At 37.8% G+C, this 12,580-nt stretch carries 9 protein-coding genes; 1 reads left to right on the forward strand and 8 read right to left on the reverse strand.

The features are described from left to right. Positions 1 to 25 precede the first annotated feature (25 nt). From LZG71_RS12825 to LZG71_RS12845, 5 genes are all read right to left on the reverse strand, one after another. Positions 26 to 1,132 (reverse strand): glycosyltransferase, encoded by a 1,107-nt coding sequence (locus tag LZG71_RS12825; RefSeq protein ID WP_233820969.1) that lies wholly within the window; start codon positions 1,130 to 1,132, stop codon positions 26 to 28. 291 nt (positions 1,133 to 1,423) lie between these two features. Beyond that, positions 1,424 to 2,578, reverse strand: a complete 1,155-nt coding sequence (locus LZG71_RS12830; RefSeq protein WP_233820971.1) for a glycosyltransferase family 4 protein — start codon at positions 2,576 to 2,578, stop codon at positions 1,424 to 1,426. A gap of 66 nt (positions 2,579 to 2,644) precedes the next feature. Beyond that, the gene (locus LZG71_RS12835; protein WP_233820973.1) at positions 2,645 to 3,643 is read right to left on the reverse strand and encodes an SDR family oxidoreductase; all 999 of its coding nucleotides are present in this window, start codon (positions 3,641 to 3,643) and stop codon (positions 2,645 to 2,647) included. A gap of 44 nt (positions 3,644 to 3,687) precedes the next feature. Next, a complete protein-coding gene (locus tag LZG71_RS12840; protein ID WP_233820975.1) occupies positions 3,688 to 4,956 on the reverse strand; it encodes a nucleotide sugar dehydrogenase in 1,269 nt (422 codons plus the stop codon). 217 nt (positions 4,957 to 5,173) lie between these two features. After that, complete coding sequence (locus LZG71_RS12845; protein ID WP_233820977.1) at positions 5,174 to 7,372, reverse strand: glycoside hydrolase family 55 protein; 2,199 nt, start codon at positions 7,370 to 7,372, stop codon at positions 5,174 to 5,176. A gap of 667 nt (positions 7,373 to 8,039) precedes the next feature. On the opposite strand from LZG71_RS12845, the gene LZG71_RS12855 reads away from it, so the two are divergent. Then, positions 8,040 to 8,522, forward strand: a complete 483-nt coding sequence (locus LZG71_RS12855; RefSeq protein ID WP_310587756.1) for a transposase — start codon at positions 8,040 to 8,042, stop codon at positions 8,520 to 8,522. Between the two features lie 136 nt (positions 8,523 to 8,658). Here the strand turns inward: LZG71_RS12855 and LZG71_RS12860 are convergent, their stop codons facing one another. The 3 genes from LZG71_RS12860 to LZG71_RS12870 all read right to left on the reverse strand — a co-directional run bounded on the left by LZG71_RS12860 (position 8,659) and on the right by LZG71_RS12870 (position 12,504). Next, positions 8,659 to 9,879 (reverse strand): hypothetical protein, encoded by a 1,221-nt coding sequence (locus LZG71_RS12860; protein WP_233820981.1) that lies wholly within the window; start codon positions 9,877 to 9,879, stop codon positions 8,659 to 8,661. 35 nt (positions 9,880 to 9,914) lie between these two features. Then, a complete protein-coding gene (locus LZG71_RS12865; RefSeq protein ID WP_233820983.1) occupies positions 9,915 to 11,318 on the reverse strand; it encodes a right-handed parallel beta-helix repeat-containing protein in 1,404 nt (467 codons plus the stop codon). Positions 11,319 to 11,394: 76 nt separating this feature from the next. After that, positions 11,395 to 12,504 carry an EpsG family protein gene (locus LZG71_RS12870; RefSeq protein ID WP_233820984.1) on the reverse strand — a complete coding sequence of 370 codons (1,110 nt, stop codon included), beginning with the start codon at positions 12,502 to 12,504 and terminating at the stop codon, positions 11,395 to 11,397. Between the last annotated feature and the right edge of the window lie 76 nt (positions 12,505 to 12,580).

Genomic DNA, 12,580 nt, shown 5'->3' on the forward strand with positions numbered 1-12,580 from the left:
GTTTTATTAGAATCAGGAAGTATTCCTAATGTGTCACAATTTCAGAATACAGTTTCAAATGATTGTTAAGGGTGTAGTTAACATCAAATTTACTTGCGTGTTCCAAGCCATCCGAGATCATGGATGTCTTTAATGCAGGATTGGCGATTATGTTGGTTATCTGTTGAGCAGCGGCATCGGAATTTCGCGCTGCAAATAAATATCGGGAATCTGGAACAAGGTCGTTAATGCCGGCAACGTCAGATCCCAGAAAAGGTTGCCCTGATGCCAGAGCTTCGAGGCTAACACCAGACATTCCTTCGTAGTCGGTAGAAAGAATATTGATGTCTACAGATTTCATTAATGAAGAAACATCATTTCTAAATCCTGCAAAAATTACTCTTTCGCTTACACCTTGTACTAGGGAAAGTGCTTTTATTTCTTCTTTATTTGGCCCTTCTCCTACCAGTATCAAAAAATGATTCCCAGGCAACTGGCTAAGCGCCCGGACAAGGGTTGCATGGTCTTTCGGATAGCTGAATCTTGCTGTCATGAGCATTTTTACAGATCCGCGAGGAATTGAAAATTCATTGGTCCAAAACAAATCATCGTATTTGGGAGCTTGTTCAAAACGAAGGGTGTCAACGCCATTTCGTATCACTCTGATTTTATCTGTGAATCCAGTCCACGAGATAAGCTTATCTTTTATTTGCTCGGAGATTGCTATGATACTGTTGTAACTTCTATATATAAATATTTCAAGAGGTTTTAACAGTGAATTCTTTGATCTTTTGTTTTGAGTACTGTGTTCTGTGAAAACAAGAACTGGCTTTTGAGATATGAACTTTGATGCAATTGCCACCCAATACATTGCTGGGAAAAGGTGTACATGTACGATATCAAATCTATTCTGAGAAAGAAATTTAACTAAACTCATCACCAGCAAAGGATTATAAAGACTTGTTTGACCAAGGGAGTGGCATTTAACGCCTCCGTCCAGTAACGTTTTCAAATACTGAGGCTCCGAGTGTAATTCAGATAGTTGCAGAACCTCTACATGAACATCAGCTTTTATGTAGAGTGGCAGATTGTCTACAAGCAGGCGTTCTGCCCCGCCTTTATTCAGATTATTTATGATATGCAAAATGCGCATGGGCTCGGAAATTCTTATCGAATAATTGAAATGAACTTAAAAATAAGGTACACACGGTCTTTGAAGCCGTGATTATTTATCTAGAGTCAGTCCTCAGGTTGCATTGTAATGCAGAGTAGAAATCTGGGTAAGATCAAGGACTAGAATTGGCGGGATATGACCGTATTATATAGCATGTAGTAGTGTGTTTTAGAAATTCAATGCAAATAAAGTATAATTTTAGTGAATATTGATTTACTGCATAAAAAAAGCCGCTAATCACAGCGGCTTCTTTTATGATGCATATATTGACTATAAACTGGATCGATAGAAGTCGTAAATGTTGTTCCAAAGATCTTGTTGTTCGAAGCTCTCTGATATCCTTTTTCTTGCTTTCTCACCCATTTGCAAACGTTTTTCAGGGTTTTCAATGAGTTGAATGCAGGCTTCAACAATAGCATCTTGATTTTTAGGCTCAATTAATATTCCTGTTTCCTGATCATCCAGAATTTCGTTACAACCATTAATATTAGTGGCTACACTTGGAAGCCCCATCGCACTTGCCTGCATAAGTGATTGGGGGAAACCTTCTCTGTAGCTTGGGAAAACAAAAATACTGGTGATAGCAAGAAATTTTCTAATGTCATTCTGATGACCCACAGAGATAATATCTGGATTGCTCGTTATTTTTTGTAATGTAGCTTCCTCTAATGGATTCAAATCTTCAAATGGTCCAACCAGGAGTAATTTTAAATTTGTATGGCTTGACTGCAGTTTTTCAAATGCTGCGACCAACTCATTTATACCTTTGTAGAAAGCAAGCCGACCGACAAAAGTCAAGACGACATCGTTTTTAGAGATGTTATGAGTCTGCATAACCAATTCCGCTTCCTTGGCAATGGATTCGGTGGTTGAAAAATAATTAAGGTCAATCCCATTGCTACTTCCTTGTCCGATCACTGTTATTTTACTATTATCGTCAATCAGGTTATTTTCGACAATAAAATTTTTCAGCTCATTTGAATTTGGTAAAACCCAGTCGGCACATCTGTATACAACCTTTTCAACTGTGTCCAAAAGCCAGCGTTTCATTCCCTTTGTCTCCATCAGCGGCAAACCAGCTACGGTATGTACTTTCACGGGTACATTACAAATAGAAGCAGCCAACATTCCTACAATACCAGCTTTGGGAGAATGGGTATGAACGATTTCAGGTCTAATTTTTCTAATTAACCTGATCGTGTGATAAAGTGCTATTAAATCAGAAAATGGTGTAAGCTCTCGTGTAAGCGGCAGTGGGTAAAATTTGGCATTCTGTTGTTCCTCCAATTCTGCTACGTGAACATCAGGACTGCTTGCCATGGAGACATTAATCCCACGTGTGCCCATATATGCCAATTGATTTCTAAGAAGAATTCGAAGAGAGTAAGTTTCGGTGGAAATTCTTAGTAAGGTAATTTTTTTCATGAATAGTGTGAATCTTATGGGGTGGTTGAGTATCTTAAAATGCCGGTTATCTTAAAACCCTGCTTTTTAATTTATATTGTTAGCAAATCTCTCCTGGAAAAATGAAATGGTTTGTTTTATGCCCTCGCCAAATTTTATTTCCGGTTGGTAATCCAGGATTTTTACGGCCTTACTTATATCCGCCAGGCTATGTTTTACATCTCCTCTTCGCTCCGGTGCGTATGTAGGCGGGATGGTGTTACCTAATTCGTTACCGATGAGTGTCACAAGCTCGTTCAAGGAAGTTTGCTCATTACAAGCTACATTAAATACTTGGTATTGCGCCAAATCAGATAGGAACAGCGATTTGATATTTGCCTGGACCACATTTGCAACAAAGGTAAAATCCCTGGAAGTAATTCCATCTCCGTTTATAACAGACGACTTTCCTTCCAGGTAGTTGTTAATAAAAAGCGGTATTACAGCAGCATAAGGACCATTTAGGTTCTGTTTGGGACCGAAAACATTAAAGTATCTGAGACCGATGGAATGAAAGCCATATACTTTTGAGAAAACATCAGCATATAGTTCATTAACATACTTTGTTACTGCGTAGGGCGAAAGGGGATTGCCAATTTTTTCTTCTCGCTTCGGTAGCTCTGCACTGTCACCGTAAGTGGAAGAGGATGCAGCGAATACAAGTCTCTTTACATTATTTTCTTTTGCCGCAGTAAGAATATTTAAAAATCCTGAAATATTAACTTCATTGGTTGTTATGGGGTCATCCACAGACCTGGGAACAGATCCAAGTGCGGCCTGATGTAAAACATAGTCGATTCCTGACAGCGCATCGAAACAGGTTTTATAATCCCGGATGTCACCCGGTATAAATTCTACATGGGGTAATTCAATGAATTCTTCTATGTTCTCCAGATAACCTGTTGAAAGATTGTCAAGAATAACAATTTTGCCTGCGTGGTGTTGTATCAGATATTCTACCAGATTAGAACCTATGAAGCCGGCTCCCCCGGTAATTAAAAAACTTGATTTAGTAATATCCTGATTATGGTATTTACTGAAATTCATAAGCTGATATTTTAGTGGTGATTAAAACTTTTTTGATGTGATCGTCAGAGTCGTGCATCCACTTTGTCTTTTGGATAAATCCCTTTTACATCATACAGGACAGGTCGAGCTGTATCAGGCTGCTTTATGACCAGCGATTCAAAATCAGCATGACCTACCGCAACAACAACACCTTCATAGTTGTTAAAATCAGGTACTTCATCGAGAAGCGTTATGCCATATTCATGAGCCACTTCTTCCTTATTTGCCCAGGGATCATAAACAGAAATTCGAATTTCATAAGTTTCGAGCTCCTTGATGATATCAATTACTCTACTGTTTCTTATGTCAGGGCAGTTTTCTTTGAAGGTAATACCCATGATAAGTATTTCGGCTCCTTTGATTTTCTGTTCCTTTTGAATCAAAAGTTTTATAAACTGATCTGCTATGTAGCCGCCCATGGAATCGTTCAGACGACGGCCAGACAGAATGATTTCCGGGTGATAACCTACCTCAATGGCTTTTTGAGCAAGGTAGAAGGGATCGACACCGATACAATGTCCGCCAACAAGACCTGGCTTAAAAGGTAAAAAGTTCCATTTTGTCCCAGCAGCTTCCAAAACCTCGTTGGTGTCTATATTGAGTAGATTGAAAATCTTCGCAAGTTCATTAACAAAAGCAATATTAATATCCCGTTGCGCATTTTCAATAACCTTAGCCGATTCCGCGACTCTAATGGATGAAGCTTTGAAGGTTCCCGCAGTGATTATTGTTTGATATAGCGCATCAACCTCATCAGCAATTTCAGGAGTAGAACCCGAGGTGACTTTTTTTATTCGGGTTAGAGTATGGTGTTTGTCTCCGGGATTTATCCTTTCAGGAGAATAACCACAGTAAAAGTCAGAATTGTATCTCAATCCAGATATTTCTTCAAGTATGGGTACGCAGAAGTCTTCGGTAATTCCAGGATACACTGTGGATTCATAAATGACGATGTCTCCAAGTTTTAAGTTTTTAGCAACTGTCTCTGTTGCTTTTCTTACCGGAGTCAGATCGGGGTTGTTGAATTGATCAACAGGAGTGGGAACAGTTACTATATAAATATCTGCATGGCGAATTTCATTGGGGTCATCTGTAAACGATAACTGCGAGGCTCTTCCAAATTCTTCTGCATCTACCTCTAGTGTCTTATCATAGTTTGATTTTAACTCACTGATTCTTTGCTTGTTAATATCTAAACCAATTGTCTTTTTTTTCTTTCCAAACTCGATGGCCAGCGGTAAACCGACATAACCCAGACCTACTATACAAATAGTTTTTTCTCTTGCAGACATATATCTTATTTTAACAACATTTAAAATTGCCCACAAAGGCAATTTTATAATATCCCTTCAATCAGGGATTACTTTTGGAGGAGGGAGGTGGCGGTACCAGAGAATTAATACACAATTCTCTGGTACTTTTGTTGCAAAAGTAATTGAAAATATTGCAGAAAGAAACAGTTAGTAATTAAATGTGTTCCGTTAGTGTAATATTTATACGTCGTTTTTGTTAAGGTAAGACTGTCCAGGTTCCAATCATTTGTTTGATAAACCAGCTATTATTCGTTGTTTTCTTGAGTATTATACTGCTACCGACGACATTGCTGGTGATGCGTTTCCCATTCACTGGAGATAGTGGTAAAATATTATTGACACTTTCAGGTACAATAACTATTCCTTGTGAGGCTCTCACTTCAACTTTAATTTCCGGAAAGTTGGGGTTGACATTAGACAGTTGTAACAAGCGAGCTGCATTTGAACTAGCATTGTGATACAAAGATGCATGAAAGATGTAGTTTACATATCTTGTATAATTCGTGAAGTCGCAAGTGAGGTATTCATGTTTGTCTGAAATAATAAGCTCCGCGTTGTAAACCGTGCTAAATCTATTTACCAAAGGAGAGAATGACATAATGGGATCTGTAATGCTACAATTGAGTATTAGGTTATGTTGAGCCAGATCACGATAAGCAAATGAAGAGGTTATAAGCTGGGGAGATCTAGTGTCTTGTATTCTAGGATGAAAAATATGTATATTGCCAAGATTTATATCCCCAGCATCATTTTCTGCCCGGTAAATCAAGAATGCTGCCCCGAGGTTTGGAGATGTTGTAGCGCCTGTGTTTGCGTTGATAACTGTAGGACTCTGTACTAAAACTGCAGGAGCTTTGTGTGACCAGTTTCTAGAAACAAAAGCACAACCACGGTTATTTTTCCATATCGGATTTTGAGTAATTACCGTGCCAAGTACTGGTCCGGTAACTCCCGTTACTAAAAAACCATAAGTGCTGCCCTCATCAACATGATTCGTTATTACCACGTCTACAATATGATTTGTACCAACAAATGCTCCAGGAGACACAATTATTCCTGCACCCGAATTGTTCCGGGTAATCGGGTTAATTATCCTTACATTCTCAGTTATATTTTCCGCTGTGTTTGGTTCTACATCAATTCCCGCGCCCGGTGCTATGCCATTGGTGTTGGTTAGCACAGCATTGATAATTTCAATATTTTTCCCTCCAGTGATAGAGATTCCCTGACGCCTGTTTTTATCCGCACTAACGTTCACGAGTTTTACATTTTCAGAGTATTTCTTTGCGCTACCTGCTCCAATATAGAAACCATCTCCACCACCATTATTTGCAGCTATGCCCTCAATAAGTACATTTGTCACCCCACCCATGTGAAAAATGACCCTCATTTGGTTATTAACATAATTGGGGTTAGGGTCTGAAACGATAACATTTGTTCCTTTTATTACAATATTCGAGGCGTCATACATAAAAAACATTTGCCCGTTTACCGCTGTTTTGAGACCTTCAATAAAAGTACCGTCCTCAAACAAAAGTGTTTTATTTGAGTAAATGCGAACATGGCCAATTCTGTATGATACCACTGACTTTGGGAAAAAAAGGGTCGTATATCTATTATTGTTTAGCAGACTCTGTAGTGTATTGGTCTGGTCAGTAGTCCCATCTCCAAATATGCCAAACCAGTTGACATTGACAGTACCATCATGTATGCGTTCGTAGCGGCGATTACCGTGCCGAATTGTCATCACTCCATCATCGGCTTGTGTTGAGGAAGCACTATATCTGAATAAACCAGATTTGAAGTCATCCGTAATATAAACCACGCGAGCAGTATCAGCTGCCCCGGACCTTAAATCGGTGATCGATAGATAAGGTATGTAGCCAGGAGTCGGAATAGCTGCTATTCTGGTGTTGGCAGATTTTGTATCATCAGTCCCTGTTATTTCATCCATTGTAAAGCTGAGTTTAGATACCTGGGCATAGTTATCTAAATTACTGGAGTTCTTATGGTTGCGCAAAAGCTGAAAAACACCGTTACCTGACTTATCTGTGAACTTTCCTATAACCGTGTATTTAATGGAAGGTTTTGATGGCGATAACTCAGCAACAACATTATCGCTATATGATCCTCCCGTTTGCACAAATCCTACAGGCATAACAAGTTTCAATCGAAAAGAATTGGATCCCTCAAACATAAAAACTGTTGTCGACGAGATACTCAGATAACTGGCGTGGATGTCAATCTCAAATTCTTCATTCAAAGCCAATTGTTGAGCACTGGTTGTTAGGTTGAAACGAATAGGGTCAATTGCTTCTTTGGCCCTAGCATTTATAGCGAATAATAGTAGCACGCACAGCGCTAAGTAAGTGTAGGTTGACTTGATCGATGACATTCTTATGATAGTTTGTAGAACAAGTTTATTGTAAAATAAATTTGTTCACAAATATATCAAAATTAACTCTAATTCAAAATGAATTAATTATTCATTAATGTAGAATTAATTAATAATTTAATTTGTATTACGCGTGTGTTGATGTGATCTTGTAGTAGTTTTGAAGGACTAGGATAGATTAATACAAGAGGGATGTTGTGGATTAAGCATTTGAGGTTTGGTCGACGATGTGCCGGGTACATCAAGATAAGGCCATAGCATGGCACAGCACTACACGTGCATGCGACCTTAAGAGCGTGTTTGGGAATTGAAAAGAATGGAGATCGTACCATCTTTGCAGTGACCAAACGTTAAAGAGTCGATTAAACAGTATAGTAGACTGACCGATCTCCAATGGGGCGCAATATCGGTATTTTTGGATACAAAACGTAAGCGTAAATTGAATCTGCGGGATGTTATGGATGCGATTTTCTACATTTTAAGAACGGGTTGTCAGTAGCGAAACTTACCCAGTAGCTATCCTCACTGGCAAGCCATATTTTGACGGTCCGCCGCGCGGTATTTTTCCAAATGGAAGAAGACAAATATTTTTGCAGAAATTAATATTGCCCTCAATAATCTCGATAGAAAAAACAATGGCAGAGATGAAAACCCTGCGATATTTAGCATTGATAGCCAATCAGTTAAACTGGCTCCAATGATTTGGGAGAACCGTGGATTGGACGCACATAAAAAAGTAAATGGGAGAAAAAGACAACTTCTTGTTGACAGTGGTGGAAGGCTTTGGTTTACTAAAGTACATGCTGCAAACATACATGACGGTGCAGCTACATTAGGATTTATGCCAGACATTATTTGCCAAAACGAACGCTTGGTTAAAATTTATGGTGACCAGGCGTATGCAGGAGTTTTCGCAGACGAGATTCAAAAACATAAGATCAAATTTGAAAAAGCTGCTAAACCCGAATCAACGAAAGGCTTTGTTCCGGTTGCCAAAAGATGGGTAGTCGAGAGAACTATTGCTTGGTCTAATTTCTTTAGAAGAATTGTCAAGGATTATGAGTATACCCTCGCATCCAGTGTAGGCTGGCTGTATTTAGCGAATATTCAAATCATGTTACAACGAATTTACCCAACAGACAAAATATAATTCCCAAACACGCTCTAATTACTGTGACTTAGTCTTATTACTGTTCAATTTTTGACTTGGGCTTACTGTTGCTTTTAATCAATTAAGGCACACTATCCAGCTCATACTTAGGAGCAGCTAACGTATGATAGTTCGCCTACGCGAAAGTCCATCCTGAAACAGCAAGATTTTTCTTGAAAAATATAACGTTATTTACATCGTAAAATCTTGATGCATATAGCTTTAAGTTAAATACTTGATTTTGATATCGTTCGGTACATAAACTGTCTCCATCTATGATTTTTTGAATCGTTGACTCTAATTCTGTCAGATCTTCGCAAATGAAGCCAACGTCGCCAGCTTGCTGAAAGAGATCAGTAATGAACTCATGTCTTAGTGCTATAATGGGTAATTGGTATTGGATCGAATCCATTATTGAACCACTTATACGAAAAACATAATCCTCTCCTGTAATGAAACTGAGGGAGTATTTAGCTTTCATAATGAGTTTTTCATAGTCTTTCTGGTCTAACGGTTTTCCTTCACGTGAGCTGATTTCTACGTACTCATTTACATAGGGCTCTGTGTCGGGAGCAACCTTTCCAATAATTCCAAAGGCTAATTGTGAGTTGCCAATTTGCTCTTTGAATCTTAGCGCCAGATCAAATATAACCTGTGAATTTTTTCTTTTTGACGCTACTCCCAACTGGGCAAAAATCAAACGCTTTGTAGGAATGTCAGTTAGTGTCCGAGATGCCTCGTTAATTGGGTGTTCTACGCAGACAATCTGCCTTTCATTCACAAGCCCGGATTGAATAAGTTTGGTACGGATTAAAGGGCTTAGAACTAAAAATTTCACGTTATATCCGGAAATGGCGAATGCTTTTTTATAGAAATATGCATTCAATCTGTTTTTAAGAGAAGAGTTATTTCTGAACAAGAACTCTATTTCACCATGCAGTCCAATAAGTATTTTTCTATTATTTTGAGCATTGAACAGGTGTATAAATCTAAACAGATTAATGGCCGTGATAGTACAAAATAAAATTAATTCAGGGTTTTCTTGAGACGACTTCTTGAACAGTTGGTAAACAAAGGATCTGTCTTCTCTAAGCTTGCTGATCCAGGATACAATTTTCTTAAAGGGGTTTATAGCAGGGTCTATAACCTTTATTGGTTGATAATTGATTGTTTTGCCAGGAATGCTTTTAATTTTGGAACGAATGCTATCTAAATGATTTTTGTCTCCGTAAACACTAATTTCAGTAGGTAGAGTATCGAATTGCTGAATTAAATTAATGGCCCCTGCATTGTTGATAACATGATTACTGCCGATGATCACATTATCAACAACGTAATATTTTTTAAAGGTTTTCATGAGGTACTATCAAAGGTAGTTGTTAGAGACGGGGACTATCGGAACTTGATATTTGACGTAACTCTGGCTTTAATGTCTGGAATAGTTTTCCTGGTTTTTAAATTCATTACTTTACAGTTTTTAAACGTTACATCTTCCGCATCAGATAATTCGGTTTTACTGAAAGTCGAACTCCTAATAAATTTTCTTTTTGGACTCACAAAAAAAGTACAATTATCGAACTTGATCTGATCGTATACATCAATCAGTGGTTGGGTTTCCGGAATGTCATTAGAAACATTGTTGTCTGTTATTGTACAATTCTTCAATAACGTGAATCCATCATCATCCATTTTTTTGCCGGGTTGATACATCAGAAAAACTCCTGTCAATTTACAGTTATCAAATGATACATTTCTGCTAGGTGAAAAATTCATCTGAACAGAGTAAATTCTATTCGTATCCTTAATCTTTGGACCTGCATCTATTACACAGTTTTTGAAATGAATGTTGTCAACCTTTCCAGCTATGTTAACGGATCCGCTCCCTCCCTGATTACTGGATATAATGCAATTTTCAAAAATGCTGTTTGCTAAAGGTGCTCCGGTATTGTCATGATTTTCAATATCAACGTTTGCGCACGGAGATATGCGAATACCTCCCATACCGGTATACTTAAATGAAGAATTTATAACTTTCAAATTTGATCCAACAGTGAAACTTAAACCTTGCCGACCATTGTACTCTGATCTAACTTTTGATAAAGTAGTATGAAACTTACCAGGTGTCAACTTTTCCCTAGGAGTTTGAATATAAATACCATCCAGTCCAAAGTGGTGAGCATAAACGTTTTCGATCACAACATTTCTTGCCATATATGAGGCAATTCCAGAATAGGTTAAATCTGGTCCTTTCATATCTTTTGGAGCAGCCTTATAGTTTGCCTCTGAAAAGTTGCCGTCTAATTCAAGATTTTTGATTATTACGTTTTTACAATCCCAACCTAAGGTTAGGAAGGTTCCAGGAGAGGCGTGTGAGCTCAATGTTACGTCTAAACCCTGAGTTCCTGTATCTGGATTGAAAAAACCATATTTAATCCCGCTTAGATACTTGAAAATAGAGACAATTTTGCCTCCCTTCAAAGTCCCTTGGATTAATAGACCGTCGATCTCGGAAAGAGTGGTATTATATTTGGGAGAAGAGTAATTGACATCCTTACGAGAATTCCAATTAGTTTTTTGTGCACCGACACGATAAATTCCTTCTGGAACTATCAGCGTACCGCCTTTGTGAAGGTTGTAGTGTGTGATTACTCGACTCCATGCTTCGGAGTCGTCAGATATTCCGTCACCTTTTGCTCCAAAATCTTTTTTGAAATTTTTAATCGAAGAAGAAATAGCAAGTGTTGAGAGTAATTCAAGAAGTACCATTGCAATCGGAATAATTATGATTGGTCTCATAAGCTCATCATTTGGTTCTTATGTTGTTACGATCAGGACAATATTTTATTGCTTTACCTTTATGATGATATTTACCTTATGAGTGGAATCTGTATGTATCTTCCGAGAAGATCCAAATGTAAGGTATAAGTAACTTCTCAGCACTTAATATCAACGATACTAATTTTAGGAGAGAGTATAAGATAATTATAAGGAGCCAAATTCCCTTGCTTTTTACGTTTTCAAAAATCAAGCAGAAAATAATGATTTCAAAGAAATAAAAATACGTCGCAGCACGCTGTAAAGTTAAAAAGTCAATTACTATAAAATAAAGTGCATTTCCAAAGGTGTAAAGATTAAGAAAGCCATTGTAGGGTTTGCTGTTCAACCTATTTTGGAACAGAAAAAATACAGGTAGCAAAATTGCTCTCTTCAAAACTGCGGCAATGGTTCGTTGAGTTTTACTTAACGTTTCTGTCACGGTGATTTCATTGCCAATGTTCATGTACGCTTCCGCTTTCCGTGAAATGCGAGCCATGCCAAACCCGTCAGGAATTATATTAATTGCATACTCTAGAATTTTTTCAGATCCTACGGTAAGACCAAAGGTTACAGCAAAAACTAAGATTAAATATTTTGAAGATACGGGCCATTCTAAATGATATATTTTGTATGATACCAGAAAAACATAGGCAGTGACGTGAATCTGAGCTGCTAATAAAACAAGTAAAGCAAAAATCCATGGTTTTTTTTGTACTATATAAATTGTGCTAACAGCACACAGACTTATAGCTAACATCTGTCTGACCGCAATAACATCACTAAGCGCGGTGCCCCAAAAAAGAAGGGATGCCAAGAACAGGGCATTTGTAAATCTGTAAAAAAAAAGAGCCTTTAGGCTAATTGTTATTAGGGAAAGTATTAACAGGTAGAATGTAAATTGGGTGGAAAAAAGTCTTAGAAATCCTACGAAGTATGTAAATCCGGTCTCCATACTTAGCATAAATATTGGGTCGTCACTGGCAAATTTAGTATAGAAGTTAAAATATGGAAACCAGTCAGAGCCAGTTCGCCAGCGAAGTCCACCAATTAATATAAATACAAATATAACCACGAAAAATGTCCAATTCTTAACATTCCGAGGTGTTACCACCATTTCTGCAAGAGCTAAAACAGATAGCAGAATGAAAACAATGTAGTAAAACATTTTTATATTCAGAGTTATAAATTAGCGAAATGCAATCTTTTTTATTATGAAATGTAGCGATAATATAAATCCTTTT

Origin of the sequence: Dyadobacter sp. CY312, from assembly GCF_021390535.1 — a bacterium.
GTDB lineage: Bacteria > Bacteroidota > Bacteroidia > Cytophagales > Spirosomataceae > Dyadobacter.

Coding starts and splice junctions, on each gene's coding strand:
- LZG71_RS12825 (WP_233820969.1), bottom strand. CDS start 1,132: ATGCGCATTTTGCATATCATAAATAATCTGAATAAAGGCGGGGCAGAA.
- LZG71_RS12830 (WP_233820971.1), bottom strand. CDS start 2,578: ATGAAAAAAATTACCTTACTAAGAATTTCCACCGAAACTTACTCTCTT.
- LZG71_RS12835 (WP_233820973.1), bottom strand. CDS start 3,643: ATGAATTTCAGTAAATACCATAATCAGGATATTACTAAATCAAGTTTT.
- LZG71_RS12840 (WP_233820975.1), bottom strand. CDS start 4,956: ATGTCTGCAAGAGAAAAAACTATTTGTATAGTAGGTCTGGGTTATGTC.
- LZG71_RS12845 (WP_233820977.1), bottom strand. CDS start 7,372: ATGTCATCGATCAAGTCAACCTACACTTACTTAGCGCTGTGCGTGCTA.
- LZG71_RS12860 (WP_233820981.1), bottom strand. CDS start 9,879: ATGAAAACCTTTAAAAAATATTACGTTGTTGATAATGTGATCATCGGC.
- LZG71_RS12865 (WP_233820983.1), bottom strand. CDS start 11,318: ATGAGACCAATCATAATTATTCCGATTGCAATGGTACTTCTTGAATTA.
- LZG71_RS12870 (WP_233820984.1), bottom strand. CDS start 12,504: ATGTTTTACTACATTGTTTTCATTCTGCTATCTGTTTTAGCTCTTGCA.